Raw genomic sequence first — 21,796 nt, 5'->3', positions numbered from 1 at the left:
CCAATGAGCGTGATGATTTTATTAATCAGTATTTAAAAATCGTAAGACGCCATAAGCTGCCGCACGCCCTGTAGCCAAGCAAGCGGTTAATAAATAACCGCCCGTCGGCGCATCCCAATCAAGCATCTCGCCGGCACAAAATACGCCCGGTTCATAGATGAGCTGCAGATCGTCATCTAAAGCCATGCGCTTGATGCCGCCGCCAGTACTAATCGCCTCATCCATCGGTCGAAAGTCTGTGGCTTGTATCGTTAGGTTCTTGATATGCTTTGCCATTTTCACAGCATCTGACCAGTCCGACTTAGGCGTGCATTCTCTTAAGACAGCGATTTTGACAGCATCTAGACCCGCTTTTTTAAGTAAGGTATTCAGCGACTTTCTTTTAGCTTGGCTTAAAGTTTGATAAATGGCATCGACAGACTTATCAGGCATAAGATCGACAGATAACCCAAAGCCGTTTTCTTGTTGGCTTTGGCGCATTGCTTGATTGAGACGATATATGAGCCCGCTTTCAAGCCCATAATGGCTGACGATGACATCGCCTTGATGCGACTCACCTCCCACACTGATCCGAACACGCTTTAATGGCTGACCGAATAACGGCGCCATAAAAGACGACCATTCAACCAACACGCCGACATTGCTGGCATATAGCGGCGTTAAACAATCTTTATCGAACCACTGCTGCCAAGCGCCATCACTGCCAAGCGCTCGATACGATCCGCCACCACAAGCCAAGATGACCGCGTCATAATCAGCATAAAAAGAATCGATAATTTCAGCTTTAGTATCAAGTTTATCAAAGCTTAATACCCTGCCTGATATCTGAGTACAGCGATGACGATAATAAAACTGAACGCCCTGACCATCCAGCCGAGATAGCCACGCGCGAATGAGTTTTGAGGCTTTCATCTCCACTGGGAAGATTCTGCCAGATGAGCCAATGTAGCTTTTGATACCTAAAGAATCCATCCACGCAACGATCTGATCGGCATGAAATGACTCAAGATACCCAGTTAGCCAATCATTTGGTGTGTAGCGATTCACAAAAGTCTCAAAAGGCTCACTGTGCGAGATGTTTAAGCCAGTCTTACCTGCCATGAGTATTTTGCGCGCGGCGGTTGGTTTGTGATCATAGACATGCACCGAGACAGGATATGAAGACAGCACTTCAGCCGCCATGAGTCCAGCGGCACCGGCACCGATCACAGCGATTTTTGGCTTCATACAGCCTGCTCTTTTACAAGTACATGATCAAATCTGGTCTGATAACCAGCAGGCTTGGTGACGATAATTTCTTGACAATTTTCACCACGGGCCAGATATTTGATCTCAAAATGCGTGCGTGCCGAGGCAGGATCAATGGCACGCTTGGTATAAGGTAGCCGCCAAACTTCGTCCAAACGCTGACACGCCTCATCCATATAAGACTCAATGTTACTGGCAATCGTGATCAATCCCCCAACTTTCAGACGCGATAATAAAAATTCAAAAAACGGCATATTTAGCCAGCGCTGATTTTTATTATGCGGTTCAGGATTTGGGTAAAGAATAAACACGCCATCAAGCGAATTGGGCGCAATAAAATGTGCACAAAAGGCAATGGCATCAGCATGAATGACAGTGAGATTTTTAAATTCGCCAAGATCTGCTTGTTTTTGAAATGCGTTAAATTTTTCACGAGTTCTTTCAATGGCGATCAAATGCTTGTCCGTATTAGAGCTGGCAAATAGCATGGCGTGCTTGCCTTTGCCTGCACCGATTTCCAAAAAAAGCGGCGTTTTTGAATCTAAGGCTTGAGAGATGCTTTGAATGTCTTGGTTTTGGACAGTTTTGGGCGCATATAAAAATTTGGTCTCAAATAAACGGTCAAAACGATGGCTTGGCATGGGCTGATGAGTCATAAACGGTAATAATTTGCGGTAAATAAGGCATTATATCATACTCAAAGCCGCTCTCCATAGACCAAACCCAGACCAAAAAATTCGCACAAAGCCCTGCAATGATTTATAATATTCTGATTACTATCAATCATATGAGCAAGCATCATGAGCCAACTTAATATCGCTTATACCGACGGCGCCTGTAAAGGCAATGGCAAACAAGGCGCATCTGCAGGCGGCTGGGGCGTGTATTTGCAGTATTTCAATGGCGATGAACGGCGTCTGTGGGGCGGTGAGCCTGACACCACCAATAATCGCATGGAATTGATGGCTGCCATCACGGCGTTGGAGGTATCACCTGCACAGATGCCTTTACAGCTTTGGACGGATTCAGGCTATGTCAAAGATGGCATTACTCAGTGGATCAGCGGTTGGAAGTCGCGCGGCTGGAAAAAAGCAGATGGTAAACCTGTCTTAAATCAAGATCTGTGGCAAAGATTGGATCAGCTGACCCAAAATCGCATCATCGATTGGCAGTGGATCAAAGGTCATGCCGGTCATGCTGGCAACGAAATGGCAGATCAGTTAGCCAATAAAGGCGTGGATAGTTTTGGAGATGAACTCTCCCCCAATCCCACAGCCCAAAATGACGAAAATTTCATGGTGGATACGCCCAAACCGGAGCGCCATTACACGCACAATACCATCCAAAATCCCAATTATACGGGCGATACACAAAGTGCAGACAGTGAATTTTGGCCAATCCTACCAAAGCCCATCAATCGCGGTAATCCAAAGCGTCAATTAATTTTTGACACCGAAACGACAGGCATGTATGAGCTTGACGGCGATCGCATTGTCGAGATCGGTGTTGTTGAGCTGATTGATCGCAAATACACAGGTAACGTGCTACACGTGTATCTCAACCCCCAAAGACCGATGGGCGATAAAGTCATGAGCATTCATGACATCAGTAATGAATTTGCCGCACAGCAGCCTACATTTGCCGAAGTGGCGCAGTTTATTTATGAATTTATGGTAGATAGCCAAGTTATCGCACATAATGCAGAGTTTGATATGCGATTTTTGAAAGCGGAATTTGACCGTGTTGGCTTGACTGACTTTTCAAATCGCGTTCAGGTGATTGACACATATGTCATCGCCAAGCAAAACTTCCCCAATCAAAAAAACAGCTTGGATGCTTTGGTCAAGCGGCTTGGCGTCGGTCAAAGGGATCGTACCTTTCATGGGGCATTACTTGACTCAGAGATCTTAGCTGAAGTGTATTTGGCGATGACAGGTGGTCAGATGGATTTGGCAGAACCGCCTTATGATCAAGGTCTTTCAGGTGCGCCATATGCGCCCCACGACGAGATGGCATCAGTAGAGCCGGCTGAGCGCACTCAAGCGCCTAAAATTGGTGAATATAACACCATTCAAAACCCTGCTTATGATGGTGATACCAGCCGCGCTAATCCTGATTTTTGGCCAATTTTACCCAAGCCTGATAATCGAGGCGCGCCCGAAAGGCAGCTGATCATGGATACTGAGACCACAGGTTTTGATGAAGTTGGTGGCGATCGCATCGTTGAGGTCGGGATTGTTGAATTGGTTGGGCGTAAATTTACAGGCAATATTTTACATGTGTACATCAATCCTGAAAAGCACATGGATGATGAGGTCATACAAGTTCATGGCATCAGTAATGAGTTTGTGTCGGATAAGCCCAAATTTGCTGAAGTCGCGCAGCAGATTTATGACTTTATGGCGGGCAGTGAGATTATCGCGCACAACGCCACGTTTGATATGAAATTTTTGAACATGGAATTTAACCGTGCAGGCTTAAGTAATTTTGCAGCCAGTGTTCAAGTTACCGACACACTGGCGCTCGCCAAGCAGATGTATCCTGGTCAAAAAAACAGCTTGGATGCTTTGGTCAAGCGACTTGGCGTCGGTCAAAAGGATCGCACCTTTCACGGGGCATTACTTGACTCAGAGATTTTGGCTGAGGTGTATTTGGCGATGACAGGTGGTCAGATTGCGATGGCGATTGATGATGACGACACTGCAGGTAGCGACACCCACGCCGGCGGATCCAAATTTCATGATCTATCGCAGTATGCAGATCTACTCACGCTGTCTAAGTCTGATATCGAAGCTGATGCGACATGGCGCGCTAAGGTGCTATCATGACGGCTAAAATTTGGCTCATTCAAGGCGATGGTATTTTGTGTACAAGCGATGGGCTACCATTTGTGCTAAAACTGCCCAACGCGCCAAGCGATGCCATCCATCTGGGTTTTGCAGAAACGCATGACGAGCAATCCTTATTATTATGTTCATCAGATCAGCTACCGATCAGTCATGCCATGACTGTAGATGATGCCATCAAGCTTGGGTGTGTTTTTGCTTATGGTCAAGGCTATGACACCAAAACCGTCAGAAACCTAAAAGCCATCAGTTTTCGTGAATTTTTGACCGTGATAGATGATGAGACGCTAAACTTGATGGCTCGCGCGATCATGCTGATTGGTTGGCACAATGATCATCAGTTTTGTAGTCGCTGCGGCGCTAAGACCGCTGCGCATCCCCAAGGTGAACATGCTAAAATTTGCCCAAAATGCCGTCACCGCGCCTATCCCAGAGTACAGCCTTGCGTCATTGTTGCCATTACTCGCACGCATCCTACGACCCACAAAAAACAGATTCTTTTGGCGCGTCATCATCGCCATAAAAGTGGCATTTATGGCTTGATTGCAGGCTTTGTGGAGGTTGGTGAAACGCTGCCCATGGCGGCTCACCGCGAAGTCTTCGAAGAAGTGGGACTGCATATTGACAATGTTCAATATTTTGACAGTCAGCCTTGGCCTTATCCAAGCAATTTGATGGTTGGATTTATCGCCAATTATAAACATGGTCAAATCAAAATTCAGCGCAATGAGCTTGCCGACGCTCAATTTTTTGATATCGATCAGCTGCCACCCATTCCAAACCAAGGCACCATCGCTCACTCACTGATTCAAGCGGTGGTGAATACCTAATCAACAAGATACCATGATTACATACACGACAGAGCGCTTGGATAATTTACCCATCTTATTTAAGCCGTTAAATTTACAAAGCTTAGACGACACTGATCGTCAAACCATTGCCGCCATTGATGCAATTTTACCGCAAACTCAATGTGGCTTATGCGGTCATCATGATGGCTGTCTGCCTTATGCGCATGGCATCGTGATGAACGGTGAAGCGATTAATTTGTGCGTCCCAGGTGGACAAGCGGTGACTGATGCCATTGCAAACACACTTAACAGACCCACAAAGCCTGCTACCCCAAGCCAGTGGCAAATCGATCCGCTGACCAATCGACCCAAAGAAGTGCGAGCCATCATCCAAGAAGCCGACTGTATCGGCTGCACCAAATGCATACCCGCCTGCCCTGTTGATGCCATCATCGGCACCGCCAAACACATGCACAGCATCATTACCGATCTGTGTACAGGCTGCGAGCTGTGCTTGGCACCTTGCCCTGTGGACTGCATAGATGTCGTACCACACTTTCGTACATTAAGTGATGATCACAGAATCACAGAACAAAACCATCTGCGCCGCCGTTACCATCAGCATCTTGATCGAGTCGCTACGACCATTGAACAGGGCGCAAAGCCAGTTGTAAGCACCATCGAGTCTGCCATGGTGAATGTACTGAGCCAACGTCAACATACCGAAATTGACGAAACCCATGCCAAAAATACGATCGCTGCAGCTAAGCTACGCACTCAAATTAAAAAAATCAATAAACAATTAGCGCTCAAGACCGATCCAGACTTACAAAATAAACTGATCAAGCTCAATGCCGAGCTCAGCGCCCTACAGCCTACGCCAGCGACCAGTGAGAATGCGACATGATAACAGACGATCCCATAAAAGCGCATCAGCACTTAGAAGTGATCAGACGGCTTGAAGATCAAAATTATATTTTCGCTCAAGACCCAAAAGTCATCACCCAAGTTGTCAAGTCAGAAAACGGCACGGCATTTGACAAACTGTTTATTCGCGCCCAAAAAATTGACAGCGATGGGCGCATCATGGAGACCTTATCAGAGGCACAGCATAGCATCTTAAGTGTCATTAAATTGATTTATTTGCTTTATTTTATCTTGGCACTGATTGGTGTGGCGGGTCTGCTTGGCTCTCAAGCGATTAACTTTTTTTATTTGATGGTGGCTTTATTAGGTTGGCATACGCTTTCTTTGGTTTGGTGGCTGACATCACTTGCATTACCCCACCGCCCTTCGATGCTGGGCAGCGTGGTGGAGCATATCACCCTTAAAAACAAGCTATTTGATAAGCTAAGTGATGGCGATACCAGCATTCGCAAAGTTTGTTTTGGCGTATTACATGATACGATCAAGCCTACTAAGCGGTGGCAGATTGCCAGTATCTTGCACGGAGCTTGGCTATTTGGGTTGATGGGCAGTATCTTAGGCATGCTCGGTTTGTTTTTATTCAAAAGCTATAGCTTTCACTGGGAATCGACGCTACTGGCTGATCATCACTTTTATCGTTTGATAAATATTATCGGCTATCTCCCCAGTCAGCTGGGACTAACATTGCCCAATGAATCAAATCACACGCCTGCACAATTTGCCCTATTGGCAATGATAAGCCTGATGATTTATGGCGTTCTGCCTCGCTTGGCGGCATATTTATACAGTCGCATAAGAGCTCGCCAACAATTTAGTATTGATATCAAAGCGCCCTATTACGCCAATTTGATGAATTTTTATAGCCAGACCATCATTGATGCGGATGATTATCAAGCGCCTACGCCCACGACTGCTGCGCCTGTTGTATTGAGCGATCGACTGGTCATCGCCACACTTGAAAAACCTTATCACGATCACATTCCCATCAGTGCAATCAAAGATTTTGGGGTGATTGATACGCGCGCGCAAATAGATGCGCTGCTTTCAGACGCTCATCACTTATCAGCGCAAATTTATTTAGTGATCAATACCGATACCGCCCCTGATCGCGGAATCTTGCGTAAAGTGGAGCGATTGGCTCACCATCAATTTGGTATCATTGCCATGCTTGTTGGTGGGCAAGCGCACGATGACGCTTGGAGATCAGCGCTGAATGAACGCCGCATCCCCATATTTAATCACTGATTTTAAGTCAAAGGAGACAATATGCCGTTATTTGCCATTATTGGTCACGATGTCGCTGACAGTCTAGATAAGCGCACCGAAGCCAGACCTGCTCATCTTGACCGCTTGAACGCGCTGATGGCGCAAAATCGACTCATCATTGCTGGTCCCACGCCCATCGCACATGGAGAGCCTGCCATGAGTGGCAGCTTGGTGGTGGCTGAGTTTGAGGATATTCATGCCGCCAAAGCTTGGGCAGCACAAGATCCTTATATCATCGCAGGCGTGTACAGTCATGTCGATGTCAAGCCCTTTATCCAAGTCCTTCCTAAGTCATAACGAGGCAGATGATGACAGATACGCTTCAAACCGCTGATATCATCTGGAAAGAAGATCATAATGGCTGTTTTGTGCCCGCGTCACGGCATTTTGATGATATATATTTTTCACGAGCCGGCGGTTTGAGCGAGACTCATCATGTGTTTATTAATGGTAATCAGTTGATCGACCGATTTGGTCGTTTAAGTGATGGTCAGCGCTTTATTATCGCTGAAACTGGATTTGGGACAGGGTTAAACTTTTTAGCAGTTTGTCAGCTTTGGCAAAAACTAGCCCCAAAATCCGCTCGATTACACTTTATCAGCACCGAAAAATATCCGCTCAGTCGTGATGATTTTGCACAGGCATTGTCTGTATGGCGTACTGACGATGACTTAAGTGATTGGGTGGATGCGCTGATTGAAAGTTACCCCCTACCTTTAGCAGGCTGCCACCGCTTACATCTGAGCGAGTGGATTACTTTGGATTTATGGTTTGGCGAGGCTTTAGATAGCCTGAATGAAATTGCCAATAATCAACACGAACATAGTGCGCGGATTGATGCATGGTTTTTAGATGGCTTCGCTCCTGCTAAGAACTCAGACATGTGGAGCGATGATTTATTTAAGGCGATGGCACGGATTTCTCATAGCCAAACCACAGTCGCAACTTTTACTGCGGCAGGATTTGTACGCCGCGGCTTGATTGATGCAGGGTTTGATATGATTAAGTCGGCAGGCTTTGGACGAAAAAGGCAGATGCTGTGTACAGCGCCAGTGCCAAATCAGCCCACCCTAAGTCATGATCAAGCAGATTTTAAGCCCAAAAAAATCGCAATCATCGGCGGTGGCATCAGTGGCGTTAGTGCTGCTAATGCCCTTAGCTGCCGCGGGCATGAGGTGCATTTGTTTGAACCTGATGCCATCATGACGGGCGCTTCGGGCAATCCATGTGCATTGTTCGCACCCAAATTAACACTGCTAGATCATGCTGCCACTCATCTGCCTACAGTCAGTTTTTTGTATTCATATCGCCATTACAAGGCAATGAATTTGCACTTACAAATATTTGATCATATTGGCGTTCTTGATTTTTTATTACCCAGTCAAAAAACGGTCAAAAAAAGACAGGCGCTGATCGATGATTATCCAAAATCACTAATCAGCACCTATCATCCACATAAAGACAGCTCTGCACTCAGCCAAGACCTACTGCAAACAGAGATTGTTGCGCACATCCCCATGGGCGGTATTTTATATCCAGCCAATATCGCTGCTTCGCTCAAAGATCATTTTATACACCACCCTTATAGGGTCACGCAGATCCATGAGCAAGACAATGGGGTGGATCTGACAGCATTTAATGGTGAGAATGATCAAAAATTCAGCTTTGATCAAGTCGTGATCGCTGCAGGATTTGCCAGTCATTTCATTGATGATCGGCTTTTTAATTGCCGAAAAATTCGTGGTCAAGTCACTTGGCTTGCCCTTACCAACAATGACGATCCACATCAGCCAACTCAAGCTGCTAACGCCATCAAATATGATGGTTATAGCACTGAATTTTTTGATCCTAAGACCCAATCAAGATCCCTGTTGTTTGGCGCAAGCTTTATACGCAATAGCACAGATACGACGGTCAATGACGATGAGCATTTTAGCAACTTCCAAAAATTCAGCCAAGCTCTGCCCAACTATTGCCATGCTTTAAATATTTCTAAAGATGCCAATTTTAAAGGTCGGGTTGGTATCCGTGCCCAAACGCCGGATTATCACCCTTTGGTCGGTAAGCTTGCCAATAGCAGCCATATATTTTGTCTATATGGGATGGGATCTAAGGGCTTTAGCTTTGCGCCGTTTTGTGCTGAGGTATTGGCTGATATGATGGACGGGGGCATTTTACCCGCATCATCTGAGCTATCGGCAAAACTGTCGCCGAATCGTGACCGATTAAAAACTCCCATCCAAGAAAAAGACTAAAGCTATCTTTAGTCTAAATTGTTTGGCTGATTATAATAAATTTGGGAAAATGGTTCTTAAGCCTGCCACAATGATTTCTATCGCTAAAGCTGCCAAAATAATCCCCATAATACGGTTGATGATATTTAAGCCAGTCTCCCCAAGCAGTTTGCTAATCCGCCCTGCCGCCATCAAAGACAAATAACACAAGATACTGATACAAAGCCCTGCAACGATGATCAGTGACATCCCAACAACACCCGTCACTTGAGACGAATAGATAATGACGGTAGAGATGCCACCAGGTCCAACCATCATCGGAATCGCTAGCGGTACCACTGCAATGCCGGTCAAAGCGCTTGGGTTTTTTGTCTTAGGCTGAGATAGTTCTAGCTCGTCTTCGTTGGGCTTGACGGGATTATTTCCATCATTCATCATACCAAGCGCGATCAAAAATAGCAAAATACCGCCTGCAACTCGAAACGATCCCAACGAGATGCCCAAACCGCGCAACATGGTCTCACCAAATAATGAAAAAAATGCAATCGTGATAAACACCGTCGCACTGGCAATCCGCGCAACACGGCGCTTATCTTCATAGCTGTATCCATGCGTAAAATTAACGAACATCGCCAAGGCTGCCGATGGGTTAATCAGCACAATAAAAGCTAGAATAATTTTAATAATTTCGACTTCCATTCATCCCTCAGAACAGCAAATTTAGATCAATTATGGCTGCTCATTCTATCATGCTTTGATGGCATTTGTATTGATGAAAGAATCTTGGCTAAAAAAAATAGTTGAAATATGCAACAATTTGGAGTATCTTTCTTAAAACTTTATCCAATGAAATATCATATGAATAACAATCAAAACGCCGTCGTATTATTTTCAGGGGGGCTGGACTCAACCACCTGCTTATACTGGGCAAAATCACAATTTAATACTGTCACTGCCGTCAGTTTTCGCTATGGTCAGCGCCATTCAAGCGAGCTTGACGCCGCTCAAAATATCGCCAAAAAACTTGGCATCAGGCATCATGTGATTGATATTGATATCGCAAAACTTGGCGGTTCGGCATTGACCGATATGACTCTATCAGTACCAGATCACGATGAATCCATCATCTATAACGATGATGATCAAGTTGCACCGATCACTTATGTGCCAGCGCGCAATACGATCTTTTTGTCCTATGCGCTCGCAGTCGCTGAAGTAACACAAGCTTCCGCCATCATCATCGGCGTAAGTTCGGTGGATTATTCAGGATATCCTGACTGCCGCCCTGACTATATCGCTGCCTTTGAAACCATGGCAAACCTTGCCACTGTTGCAGGCAGACAAGGCAACCACCTATCCATCATTGCACCATTACAACATTTATCAAAAGCTGAGACCTTAAAGCTTGGTGTCTCATTAGGCGTGGACTATTCACTGACGGTTTCTTGCTATCAAGCCGATGAGTCTGGACGCGCTTGTGGTCACTGTGACAGCTGCCACTTGCGCAAGCAAGGCTTTATGGATGCCCAGATCGCCGATCCAACGCGCTATCAATAACGCAGACTTACCGATTATCATAAACTAAGCCCTGTTTGATCACAGGGCTTAGTTTTAGTGGATGCTGAATTAATTAAATACCAGCTAAGATTGTCCGAAGCTTATCGTTCGGGTTAGGCGCATTTGTGATTGAGCGCCCTATGACCAAATAATCCGAGCCGTTTTGCAGTGCTTGATTTGGAGTGCAAATACGCGCTTGATCATCTTTGGCATCTTCTAACAAGCGAATGCCAGGAGTAACCAATTTAAACTGCTGACCAAATTTTTGTTTCAAAAGCTGCGCCTCTTGAGCTGAGCAGACAACGCCATCCAATCCTGAATCATGCGTCAATCCCGCCAAATGCAAGACCTGCTCGCTCAACGGACGCTGAATACCAAGCTCAGATAAGTTAGCCTCCGTCATAGAAGTTAGGACAGTTACCGCAATCAGTAGCGTATCATAGCCACCATCTTGTAAGCGGGTCTTACATAAGCGCATTGCGTCGGTGCCGACCATGGCATGAATATTGGTCATCCATACGCCCATATCAGCCGCCGAAAGCACCGCTTGTGCGGTGGTATTTGGGATATCGTGGAATTTTAGGTCCAAAAACACCTCGAATTTACGTTCATAAAATGCCTTGACCACTTGGGTACCGCATGCAGTAAATAGCTCTTTACCCACTTTTAGACGACATAGTGCCGGATCTAAGCTGTCCGCTAAAGCTAATGCGTCGTTTAAGTTATGCTTATCAACCGCTACAATAATGGGTGAATTAATCGCCATAAGATATCCTTATTATCAATATAAAAAGCCGCAAATAACGGCTTTTTATTAAAATTATGACGGCAATCATAGCATAATTCACTTACTTTCGCAATTTACTAAAAGCTGCCATTGATAAGAAATTAATTTATAAATTCGGATTATGATAGTTATCATTGGTCACTTTTGGTGACATGGATTCAGCTAAGGTTGATACATTTGGCTGGTGTTCAAGCTCCAATCTGCGAACCTCTTCGGCTCGCTGAACTAACTTAAGATTGGCTTCACTAAGTTCGGCTTGAATGGCAGCTTTTTCTTTTTTAAGACGGCTGATTTCCCACTTGTTTTGAAAGACGCGAAACAATAAAAGCGCAAGCAAAATTCCAATCAGAACGCCTAGAAAAATTGTTGCAACCAAAACCAAGCCTAAGCTCATATTTGCAACGCTTGAAAATAATAAATTGACAGCGATTGCTTGATTATTCAGAACGACAAGTGCCAAGGAATAAGCGAATGCCAATACCAAAAGGATGATTAAAATAATATGCATAATTAACTCTTATATTTAGTCAGTCATTAACCGAATTCACTGCTTCACGCAGCGCTTTACCGGGCTTAAAATGGGGAACCGCTTTGGCTTTGACAGAAACACTCTCGCCTGTACGCGGATTGCGGGCGATGCGTGCAGAGCGGTGATGTAAACAAAAACTACCAAAGCCTCTGACCTCGATACGCCCATCATGCACCAACTCATTTACCATCATTGCAATCATTAGGCGCACCGCTTCATCAACGACACGCTCTTCTAAATCTTCGCAGACTGATGCCAAATTTGAAATCAAATTAGATTTATTTATTACCGCCTGCATACTACCTACCTCAATCACAAGTCAAGCTTTTATAAAATAACCTTAAAATAAAATAATAACTTAAAACACAAAAAAAGAAAATGACTTTTTTGTTAAAACCTAACACATTCAAACATTTGCAACTACTATTTGAGTAGTTTACTGCAATAAAAAAGAGCGATGATTAACATCGCTCTTTTTTAATAGGCTTAATAATACTTAGGGTAATTAACCTTTAAGCTGCTCACCGAAAATATCGCCAAGCGTTTTTGGCTGTGCTTCAGCTGCTGTATTAGAAAGCTCTTTGATCGCTTGTCGCTCATCCGCTTCATCTTTTGCCTTGATTGATAGGCTGATGTTACGAGATTTACGATCAACGCCAACGATCTTAGCTTCTACTTCATCGCCAACGCTCAAGACTTTAGAAGCATCTTCGGTACGCTCACGAGCAATGTCCGCAACGCGCAAATAACCTTCAACTTCATCAGCCAAAGTAATAACTGCGCCTTTAGCGTCTACTTCTTTTACCGTACCTTTAACGATAGCGCCACGATCATTTGATAGTAGGTATTCGTTAAATGGATCAGAATTTAGCTGCTTAATACCTAGGCTGATACGGTTTGCTTCTGCATCAACAGACAATACGACCGCTTCAACGGTATCACCTTTTGAGTAATTGCGGATGGCTTCTTCGCCAGACTCGGTCCATGAAATATCAGACAGATGTACCAAACCATCAATACCGCCTTCTAGGCCAATAAATAGACCGAAGTCAGTGATTGACTTGATTGTGCCGCTGATTTTTTGACCTTTTTCATGGTTCTTATCAAACTCAGCCCATGGGTTTGGCATAGTTTGTTTGATACCAAGGCTGATGCGACGACGCTCGCCATCAATCTCAAGAACCATCACATTGACTTCATCGCCAACTTGAACAACTTTTGACGGATGGATGTTCTTGTTGGTGTGGTCCATTTCAGACACGTGTACCAAACCTTCGATACCTTCAGCGATTTCAGCAAAGCAGCCATAATCTGTTAGGTTGGTTACGCGTGCTTTGGTGATGGTACCTACCGGATAAGTTTGCTCAACTTCAGTCCAAGGATCAGCACCAAGTTGTTTTAGACCTAAGCTAACACGGTTACGTTCACGGTCAAATTTAAGAACTTTTACTTTAAGGTCTTGACCAACTTCTACCGCTTCTGATGGATGCTTAATACGCTTCCAAGCCATATCGGTGATGTGCAATAGACCATCGATACCGCCCAAGTCAACGAATGCGCCATAGTCGGTTAGGTTCTTAACGATACCTTCTACTTCCATGCCTTCTTCTAGCTTGGCTAGTAGTTCATCACGCTCTGCTGAGTTTTCAGCTTCCATAACGGCACGACGTGATACAACGATATTGTTGCGTTGTTTGTCAATTTTAATGACTTTGAATTCAAGCTCTTTGCCTTCTAGGTGAGTTGTTTCGCGAACTGGGCGAACATCTACCAATGAACCTGGAAGGAAGGCACGAACCGAACCAATCTCAACAGTGAAACCGCCTTTAACTTTAGATGAAATAACACCTTTAACGATTTCATCGTTTTCGTGAAGCTGTTCAAGCGCACGCCAGCTTTCTTCACGCTTCGCTTTTTCACGCGAAAGCACAGTTTGACCCATGCCGTTGTCCACAGCTTCAACCACAACGTCGATGCTGTCGCCTACTGCTACTTCAAGCTCGCCAGCTTCGTTTAGGAACTCTTCACGAGCAACGATACCTTCAGACTTAAGACCTGTATCAACTGTGATCCAATCGCTATCGATTGCAACCACAGTACCTGAGATCACTGAGCCACGCTCAATGTTAAGACCTTGTTCTGATTGGCTTGCTTCAAACAGTTCAGCAAATGATAAACTCATTAGTAATACCTTAAAATTAGCCGTATCCTGTCCAGCACAGTACGGTTCAAGTGATGTGCGCCATTAAGGAATGCTGGTTTTAAACTTAATGACGGCACAAAAATACAGTAAACCTGTTAATTATATCAGATTAAAATCGCAATGAGTAGTATTTTTTATGTTTTATTGCTTAACTAACACTGCTTAATCAGATTTATCCCATGCCAAACTTGCATTAGTGGGATAACTTTTGATTGATGAATTGCAAGACTTCTTCAAAAACCAAATCAGCCGATTTATCTGAACTGTCAATGAATAGCGCATCATCTGCAGGGCGACTTGGGGCAACCGATCGATTTTCGTCTCGTTCATCTCGCGCGATGATGTCTGCTAAGATGTCATCAAAATTCGCCTCCTTACCCGCTTGAGTTAGTTGAATAACACGCCTTTTGGCACGAGCTTGAGCGCTTGCACTGAGGTAAATTTTTGCATGTGCATCGGGAAAAATTACTGTACCCATATCTCGCCCATCCGCCACCAAGCCAGGCTTTTGATCAGCGATATTTCTTTGTAAATCAAGTAGCGCCGAACGCACTTTTGGGAATGCTGCGACAATAGAAGCATAACCGCCTACAGTTTCATTACGGATATCATCAAGCAGTGGCTTTTTATCGATATAGATATCAATGGCGCGGGTTTTTGAATTTGGACGAAAACTCAAATCAAGTGACTGTGTCAAATCAGACAAAGCCAGCTCATCTGGGGCGTCATCAAGCAGTCCTGCCTGATGTGCCATCAGCCCAACAATGCGATATAACGCACCGCTATCTAATAGCTCAAAACCAAAATGCTCTGCCAGTCGATAAGCGAGCGTGCCTTTACCTGCACCACTTGGACCGTCAACAGTGATGATGACTGGTTTATTTAGGTTTGCATGTGAATAAGTCATAATAATTTGGCCATGAATTAATAGATGATGAATTGTCATTTTTAAGCTTGGGCTTTGCTGCTCTTTTTTCTTGGCGGCGCTGCTTAAAAAAACCGCTTAATAAGGCACTACTTTTCCCTGCCAAAAGTCCGCCTTGTATGTCCAAGCTATGATTATAAAAGGCTTGGTTTGGCAATGTTAGCTGACTGACCACAGCGCCCGCCTTTGGTTCAAATGCACCAAACACAACACGGCTCACCCGAGCATGAATCAGGGCGCCAAAGCACATCGTACAAGGCTCCAGCGTCACATAAAGTACAGAGCCTTTTGGTAGGCGATAATTATTGAGACGCTCACAAGCGCGCCGAACTGCCACAATTTCAGCATGAGCCGTCGGATCTTGGGTGGTGATCGGGCAGTTATAGCCCTCACCCAAAATCCTACCCTCATGCACAACCACCGCACCCACGGGAATCTCGCCAAGCTGAGCACCCTGTTTGGCGATTTCCAAAGCACGATCCATCATTTGCACATCACCCATCGACCAAAAGTGATACTGATCATAACTGATCTTGGAATGATGAACCCAATTAAATGGTGCTATCATATGTTGTGGCAACTATTGAGGCAGAGCCCAATTGATCGGCGTTTTGCCATGGCGCTGCAGATATTCATTCGTGCGTGAAAATGGCTGAGTGCCAAAAAAACCCCCACGATTTGCAGCCAAAGGCGATGGATGGCTTGCGGTCAGCACCAAATGTTTTGAAGTATCGATAAATCGACCTTTATGTTTAGCATAACTGCCCCATAAAATAAAAACTGTGCGGTCGGTATGATTATTAATGGCTTCAATCACGGCGTCTGTGAACTCTTCCCAGCCTTGTTTTTGATGACTACCAGCAATCCCTGCCTCGACGGTCAAAGTGGCGTTAAGTAGCAACACGCCTTGCTGCGCCCAAAAGCTAAGATCGCCATGATGACTGACGGGTACGCCCAGATCATTTGATAGCTCTTTTAAGATATTTTGAAGACTGGGCGGCTTTGGGATAACTTTGGGTACAGAAAAAGACAACCCCATGGCTTGACCCATACCATGATAGGGATCTTGACCCAAAATAACCACTTTAACTTCAGATAAAGGCGTTAGCTGAAATGCGTTAAATATTTGATTTTTTGGCGGATAAATGTTTTTTTGCTGATTGTATTGCGCCTTTAAAAAATCGCGCAGTTTATCCATATTTTCGCTAAGCAAAGCAGGCGCAAGTGCTTGCTTCCAATCATTAGGCAGCTGCACTCGATCAAGAATCGCTTGTTGTTCTGGCGTCATTATTCCCTCACTGATCTGATTTTTTCTTAAATTTTACTTCAGATGTCTTTACAACTACGGTACCTGCCAATTTATCATGCCAGCCTTGCTTGATCGGACTGCGCGCTGCCATAATATAATTAATCATTAATAAAATCAGCGCCATATTAATCGCGATCGGCAAGGCACTCGCTAATTGATAGATAAAAAATAGCACCACAACACGCAACACAACTCGTTTGAAAAAATTTGGTTTTTCTAGTGTTTGTGCGTCCACAGTGCGAATACCTGCAACCAATTTACCAAACGACTGTGCACGAGAGACAATTAATACAAACTGGATGAGAAGATAGGCGATAATCAAAATACTTGATAGCGTCATCGTCTGTGCAGGCATCTGAGCTGCCAGCTCTTGGGCATAAGCCATACGGGCTTCAAAATCACCTGTATTCAATAAAACTGGGTCGGGATTTAGCGCCATAAATTGCTGCAAAAAAGGCATCAGTGCCAACATAAACAGCACAAAGTTAATCATCACCGCCATAAATCTAGAACCAATGCTTGCCAAGACTGCCTGCGTATCTTTGCTGACGACGACATCAGATGGCTGACCAAGCTGCTGATGAGCCGGATTGGTAGCGGGCTGAACGGGTTTTTTACCATAGAGTTCTTCGACGCTCACTCGCTTAGGTTTATCGGCTGATTGAGCGTGATTTGGGTTAAAATCCACATTATCACCAAACCCTCTAGGCTCAGTTTTTTCTTTGATCTCAGCCAAGGTTGCCGGCTCAGGCGGCAGCGTATTATTAGGCTGATAGTAGGATTGATTTTGGGTCAAGTCACCCAAGCGTTGCCAAGTGGTCATTGGCGAGTGCCAAATCAAATCATCAAGCACTACCTCGCCAGACGCCAACATGGTATTAAGCTCTTCAAGCGTATACGGTCCTGCTTGCACTTGATTTCTTGCCAAATAAATTTTCATAAATCACTCAATTAAAATAAATTCTTATCATCTGGCTATTGTAAACCAAAAGCCTAAAATAAAAAAGACATGATCGCCATGCCTTTTGTCTGTACAAATGCTTATTTGAGTGCTTGCCTGCCAAGCAAAAGCCTCTTTTAAGAATAGATGGATTAGCCTAACTTAAGTATCGTTTTCGCCAAGTGATTACCAAACCACTCGGCTGTCTTAATATCGCCATCACAAGGCGTCACCTCTGGGGGCGCATCAATAGACTGAGTCATCAGCCCCAAGAAACTGCTGAGGCGGTTTAAATCCTGCTCACTGCTACCCGTCGGCATCAGTGGCAGACCAACCCAATTCATGCCATGCTGCATGGCATAAAGACACAGCTGCTGTAGCACTGCTAACTTGTCCCCACTAAGCCCACCTGAATTAGCAAATCCTGCCGCAAATTTACCTTGCCACCGACGATCCACCCAGCGCTTTGAGGTGCTATCCATAAAAATCTTAAATTCGGCGGTCACACTGCCCATATAAACAGCACTACCAAATACAATTAATGAAGCCTCATCAATTCGCTGCCAGTCCGCTTCGCCAAAGTTGGCAATATCCACCAAATACACAGGTAAAAGCATTTCAGCGCCGCGAGCGATGGCTTGAGCGACACGGCGAGTATGTCCATAATTTGAATGATAAACAATCGCCATTGATGGATTGTGAGGTTTAAGCTGATTCATATTGTGTTAAAATTTTAAATAAACCAACAATCATAGCATAAGCATAATCATCTGGCAAATAAAGGCACTAACTAAATTTATTGATCCTATTTTTAATTAATAATAATTTATATGCAAAATATCTAAAGCATCCCAACCGATAGAGGGGATCCTTTAGATTTGGTCGTATTAATTGATCTATTAAATTAAAAATTAATAAATAATTTATAATTTTTTAAGCAGTACCGAGCCGATTGAATAACCAGCACCAAAAGAACACATCACGCACAGATCTCCGCTTTCAACGCCCTCTTGAGTTTCGTGGAATGCCACCACCGGGCTTGCCGAACTGGTATTACCATATTCTGCAATAACCACAGGCGCGATGGATTTATCAGCATCTTTACCCACGACTGTGCGCAAAATCAGGTCAATCATATTGATATTGGCTTGATGTAGCCACATGCGTTTAATTTGATCGGCTGATAAATTATTTTCGCTCAAATGCGTGGTAATGATTTCTGAAACTTTTGGGCAGACTTCACGGAATACCTTACGCCCTTCTTGTAAGAATAGCTTATCAGTGACCGGCTCTTCGATGTCGCCATACATTTGGGTGCCCGCCGCCAAAAACTCGCTGCGATCCATAAAACCGTATTCGTTTTTGATATTGGCGGAAAACTGTGTGTAGAGCTTACTATCAAGAATTTCATAGCCTTTTGGCGTTTGTAATTCCTCAACAATCGTCGCAGCTGCCACATCACCAAAAATAAAGTGGCTGTCACGGTTACGCCAATTTAGGTGTGCTGAGGTGATCTCCACATTTAGCACAGCGATTTTTTTGCCAAGTCCTGCTTTGATGCTACCCACTGCTTGAGCAATGCCAAAAGTCGCCGCACTACAAGCCACATTCATATCATAAGCAAAGCCATGCTCCATACCAATGGCATGCTGAATTTCGATAGCAATGGCAGGATAGCAGCGCTGAAAATTCGATGAAGCACAAATGATACCATCTAAGTCATCAGCCGTCAGATCAGCACTTGCCAAAGCATCTTTGAGTGCTGCCAGCCCCATTTCAGCCATCACAGACAGCTCCTCACCAAGCTTTCGAGCAGGAAAAATAGGCGCCATGATCTTTGGATCCAAAATCCCTTTTTTATCAATGACATAGCGAGATTTGATGCCGGATGCCTTTTCGATGAATTCACTGGAGGAATGCTGAAGCGCAGCTCTATCGCCTGCTATAATTGCATCGGCATTTTCGGCATTATAATTATCGACATAAGTATTAAATGCAGCCACCAACTCATCATTGCTGATTTGATAAGCAGGCTTATAAAGACCGGTTGCTGTTAAATAAATTCCCATGAATTACTCCTAGTCATCATCGGCTTAGCATGGGCAAAACCCATGACATATCCTTTTGGTAAATTTTGAATCTAAATAATTTTATCACAAATAAATGTAACGAGTTGTAAAAATATACGCTTGTTTACATAAAATATTGATCAAATCCAAATAACTGCTTTATTTTCATTGAGTTATGCTAAATAAAGAAGCGTCTAAATAATCGCAATTCCTATTAATCGCAAAACAAATTATCGCCAAATGATAGCCAAGCCCCAAATCCAATGCTATACTACAAATTTGCCCTGATCGTTAAAGGAACACTTCATCATGAGCGTACGCCATTTTCGCAATCTCCTAGATATGACGCCTGCCGAGCTTGAGGCTATCATCAGCCGTGCAAGCGAGCTGCGTCAAATGCAGCACCGCGGTGAGATTTATCGTCCGTTTGTGGGGCGTACGCTTGGCATGATTTTTGAAAAGTCTTCAACTCGTACACGCATCTCATTTGAGGCTGGTATGGGTCAATTTGGCGGTCATGCCATCTTTTTATCGCCCAAAGACACGCAGCTTGGTCGTGGAGAACCTATCGAAGACTCCGCTAAGGTGATTTCAAGCATGGTTGATATCATCATGATTCGCACCTTTGAGCATGACAAGCTGGATTTATTTTGCAAGCATTCGTCTGTGCCTGTGATCAATGCACTCACCGATGATTTTCATCCCTGCCAACTGCTTGCTGATATGCAGACCTTTCATGAGCATCGCGGCAGCATCAAAGGCAAAACTGTCACTTGGGTCGGCGATGGCAATAATATGTGTGCCTCTTACATTTTGGCAGCTCATCAATTCGGCTTTCAGCTGCGTGTGACAGCGCCATATGGATTTGAACCCAACCCTGAACTCATCGAAGAATACAGCCACTGCGTGACCTATGTTGAAGACCCTCAAGAGGCTGCCAAAGGTGCACATCTGATTGCTACCGATGTGTGGGCAAGTATGGGTCAAGAATCTGAGCAAATGACGCGTGCGCGCCGATTCGCCCCTTATCAGGTCAGCCCTGCCATGCTTGATAAAGCCGATCCTGATGTCCTATTTATGCACTGCTTACCTGCCCATCGTGGCGAGGAAATCAGCTTTGATCTATTAAATGATCCACGTTCTGTGGTTTGGGATGAAGCCGAAAATCGACTGCATGCCCAAAAAGCACTCATGGAATTTCTTCTTAAAGACAAAATCAATCTAAATTCATAAATTAAAGATGATTCTTAGGTAAAGTCCAATCAGCTAGCTAATGCCTATGCTGTTTTAAATAACCCTGCTGAATAAGCTAGGTATTAGCATAATTTTACAAATTTTATTATTGTCAGTTACAAATTATAATAAAATAAGTTTTATAATGATGGCTATACTTTATATAAGTATCAGTTAGTAGTTTTATAACTGATTAGTACAATTGTTTGGTGAGATTTGAGATAATGAAAAAAGTCCCCTTTGCTTTATTTGGCTCTGCTTTAATCGCGAGCGCCTTTGCCATGCCAGCGCAAGCGGAAGGATACAACCGTATTAGCTTTAACACCGAAGTCAGAAGCGAAATTGCTAATGACGAAATGCACGCAGTCATGACCAAAACCGCTCAAGCTTCGACAGCTGCTGCGATCGCCAAGGAATTGAACAATAGCATCAATGCGGCAATGCAAATCGCCAAGCGTTATCCAGAAGTTGTCGTCACAACCGGTAGACAAAGCACTTACCCAAGATACGCCAACAATAGCTCAAAAATTATTGGCTTTACAGGTACGGCATCTTTGAATATCAAAAGCAATGATTTTGAAAAAGCAAGTCAGCTCATAGCCGACTTACAGTCCATTTTAGTGATTCAAAATATTGGCTTTGGCGTTTCTGATGAGCTGCGCGATTCTGAAGAAAAGCGCTTGAAGCTACAAGCCATTGCTCGCTTTACTAGTGATGCACAAATCATTAGTCAAGCTTTTGGTGCTAATAGTTATAAGATTGTCAATGTTAATTTGGGTGGTAATAATTATTATCGCCCCACGCCTGTGATGGCAACGGCAAAACTTGCGGATGCCTCTGCAGAAGGTATTGCTGCCCAAAATTTGGAAGCAGGTACGACGACGCTGAATTATTCTGCCAATGGCACCATTGAAGTTGATAAATAATTTGAC

22 protein-coding genes are annotated in these 21,796 nt (G+C 44.3%); 9 read left to right on the top strand and 13 right to left on the bottom strand.

What is annotated here, in order from left to right:
* Positions 1-21 precede the first annotated feature (21 nt).
* Both B0180_RS06790 and B0180_RS06785 read right to left on the bottom strand, forming a co-directional pair.
* Positions 22-1,227 carry a TIGR03862 family flavoprotein gene (locus tag B0180_RS06790; protein ID WP_078256242.1) on the bottom strand — a complete coding sequence of 402 codons (1,206 nt, stop codon included), beginning with the start codon at positions 1,225-1,227 and terminating at the stop codon, positions 22-24.
* A complete protein-coding gene (locus B0180_RS06785) occupies positions 1,224-1,904 on the bottom strand; it encodes a class I SAM-dependent methyltransferase (protein WP_078256241.1) in 681 nt (226 codons plus the stop codon). Before B0180_RS06785 ends, B0180_RS06790 begins: the two co-directional genes overlap by 4 nt.
* A 144-nt stretch (positions 1,905-2,048) precedes the next feature.
* Between B0180_RS06785 and dnaQ the strand changes: the two genes are divergently transcribed.
* From dnaQ to mnmC2, 6 genes are read left to right on the top strand one after another with little or no spacing between them, the layout of a single operon-like run.
* Positions 2,049-4,076 (top strand): DNA polymerase III subunit epsilon, encoded by a 2,028-nt coding sequence (dnaQ, locus tag B0180_RS10390; RefSeq protein ID WP_233424948.1) that lies wholly within the window; start codon positions 2,049-2,051, stop codon positions 4,074-4,076.
* Positions 4,073-4,924 carry an NAD(+) diphosphatase gene (gene nudC, locus B0180_RS06770; protein WP_078256240.1) on the top strand — a complete coding sequence of 284 codons (852 nt, stop codon included), beginning with the start codon at positions 4,073-4,075 and terminating at the stop codon, positions 4,922-4,924. The genes dnaQ and nudC overlap by 4 nt, the downstream gene beginning before the upstream one ends.
* Before the next feature lie 13 nt (positions 4,925-4,937).
* Positions 4,938-5,792: an RnfABCDGE type electron transport complex subunit B gene (locus B0180_RS06765; protein WP_078256239.1), complete on the top strand. Its 855-nt coding sequence runs from the start codon at positions 4,938-4,940 to the stop codon at positions 5,790-5,792.
* A complete protein-coding gene (locus B0180_RS06760; protein WP_078256238.1) occupies positions 5,789-7,057 on the top strand; it encodes a DUF2868 domain-containing protein in 1,269 nt (422 codons plus the stop codon). Before B0180_RS06765 ends, B0180_RS06760 begins: the two co-directional genes overlap by 4 nt.
* Before the next feature lie 21 nt (positions 7,058-7,078).
* Positions 7,079-7,375: a YciI family protein gene (locus B0180_RS06755; RefSeq protein ID WP_078256237.1), complete on the top strand. Its 297-nt coding sequence runs from the start codon at positions 7,079-7,081 to the stop codon at positions 7,373-7,375.
* Between the two features lie 11 nt (positions 7,376-7,386).
* Complete coding sequence (mnmC2, locus tag B0180_RS06750; protein WP_078256236.1) at positions 7,387-9,333, top strand: tRNA (5-methylaminomethyl-2-thiouridine)(34)-methyltransferase MnmC2; 1,947 nt, start codon at positions 7,387-7,389, stop codon at positions 9,331-9,333.
* Between the two features lie 30 nt (positions 9,334-9,363).
* On the opposite strand, the gene B0180_RS06745 is transcribed toward mnmC2, so the two are convergent.
* Positions 9,364-10,011 (bottom strand): MarC family protein, encoded by a 648-nt coding sequence (locus B0180_RS06745; protein WP_078256235.1) that lies wholly within the window; start codon positions 10,009-10,011, stop codon positions 9,364-9,366.
* 159 nt (positions 10,012-10,170) lie between these two features.
* Between B0180_RS06745 and queC the strand changes: the two genes are divergently transcribed.
* The gene (gene queC / locus B0180_RS06740) at positions 10,171-10,869 is read left to right on the top strand and encodes a 7-cyano-7-deazaguanine synthase QueC (protein ID WP_078256234.1); all 699 of its coding nucleotides are present in this window, start codon (positions 10,171-10,173) and stop codon (positions 10,867-10,869) included.
* A 73-nt stretch (positions 10,870-10,942) separates the two neighbouring features.
* On the opposite strand, the gene pyrF is transcribed toward queC, so the two are convergent.
* From pyrF to B0180_RS06690, 10 genes are all read right to left on the bottom strand, one after another.
* A complete protein-coding gene (gene pyrF, locus B0180_RS06735; protein WP_078256233.1) occupies positions 10,943-11,635 on the bottom strand; it encodes an orotidine-5'-phosphate decarboxylase in 693 nt (230 codons plus the stop codon).
* A 127-nt stretch (positions 11,636-11,762) separates the two neighbouring features.
* On the bottom strand, positions 11,763-12,164 hold the full coding sequence (locus tag B0180_RS06730) for a lipopolysaccharide assembly protein LapA domain-containing protein (RefSeq protein WP_078256232.1): 402 nt from the start codon (positions 12,162-12,164) through the stop codon (positions 11,763-11,765).
* A gap of 19 nt (positions 12,165-12,183) precedes the next feature.
* Positions 12,184-12,483, bottom strand: coding sequence for an HU family DNA-binding protein (locus B0180_RS06725; RefSeq protein WP_064609950.1), 300 nt, complete (start codon positions 12,481-12,483; stop codon positions 12,184-12,186).
* A 207-nt stretch (positions 12,484-12,690) separates the two neighbouring features.
* A complete protein-coding gene (rpsA, locus tag B0180_RS06720) occupies positions 12,691-14,367 on the bottom strand; it encodes a 30S ribosomal protein S1 (protein ID WP_049235946.1) in 1,677 nt (558 codons plus the stop codon).
* Positions 14,368-14,581: 214 nt separating this feature from the next.
* Positions 14,582-15,295, bottom strand: a complete 714-nt coding sequence (gene cmk, locus B0180_RS06715) for a (d)CMP kinase (protein ID WP_078256231.1) — start codon at positions 15,293-15,295, stop codon at positions 14,582-14,584.
* Positions 15,267-15,815 carry a tRNA adenosine(34) deaminase TadA gene (gene tadA, locus B0180_RS06710; RefSeq protein ID WP_420866061.1) on the bottom strand — a complete coding sequence of 183 codons (549 nt, stop codon included), beginning with the start codon at positions 15,813-15,815 and terminating at the stop codon, positions 15,267-15,269. The genes cmk and tadA overlap by 29 nt, the downstream gene beginning before the upstream one ends.
* 78 nt (positions 15,816-15,893) lie before the next feature.
* Entirely contained in the window at positions 15,894-16,601 is a 708-nt protein-coding gene (gene ung, locus B0180_RS06705) for a uracil-DNA glycosylase (RefSeq protein WP_078256229.1), read from the bottom strand.
* Between the two features lie 7 nt (positions 16,602-16,608).
* Positions 16,609-17,562, bottom strand: coding sequence for an RDD family protein (locus B0180_RS06700; protein ID WP_078256228.1), 954 nt, complete (start codon positions 17,560-17,562; stop codon positions 16,609-16,611).
* 152 nt (positions 17,563-17,714) lie between these two features.
* Positions 17,715-18,281 carry a flavodoxin family protein gene (locus tag B0180_RS06695; protein ID WP_078256227.1) on the bottom strand — a complete coding sequence of 189 codons (567 nt, stop codon included), beginning with the start codon at positions 18,279-18,281 and terminating at the stop codon, positions 17,715-17,717.
* A 204-nt stretch (positions 18,282-18,485) separates the two neighbouring features.
* Complete coding sequence (locus B0180_RS06690) at positions 18,486-19,631, bottom strand: beta-ketoacyl-ACP synthase III (RefSeq protein ID WP_078256226.1); 1,146 nt, start codon at positions 19,629-19,631, stop codon at positions 18,486-18,488.
* A gap of 309 nt (positions 19,632-19,940) precedes the next feature.
* Between B0180_RS06690 and argF the strand changes: the two genes are divergently transcribed.
* Both argF and B0180_RS06680 read left to right on the top strand, forming a co-directional pair.
* Positions 19,941-20,864, top strand: coding sequence for an ornithine carbamoyltransferase (argF, locus tag B0180_RS06685; RefSeq protein WP_078256225.1), 924 nt, complete (start codon positions 19,941-19,943; stop codon positions 20,862-20,864).
* Positions 20,865-21,088: 224 nt separating this feature from the next.
* The gene (locus tag B0180_RS06680) at positions 21,089-21,790 is read left to right on the top strand and encodes an SIMPL domain-containing protein (protein ID WP_078256224.1); all 702 of its coding nucleotides are present in this window, start codon (positions 21,089-21,091) and stop codon (positions 21,788-21,790) included.
* Positions 21,791-21,796: the final 6 nt, after the last annotated feature.

The organism is Moraxella canis (assembly GCF_002014965.1).
Taxonomy (GTDB): domain Bacteria; phylum Pseudomonadota; class Gammaproteobacteria; order Pseudomonadales; family Moraxellaceae; genus Moraxella; species Moraxella canis.
Note: the sequence above shows the minus strand (reverse complement) of the source record. Positions and strands in the feature narration are given on the sequence as shown.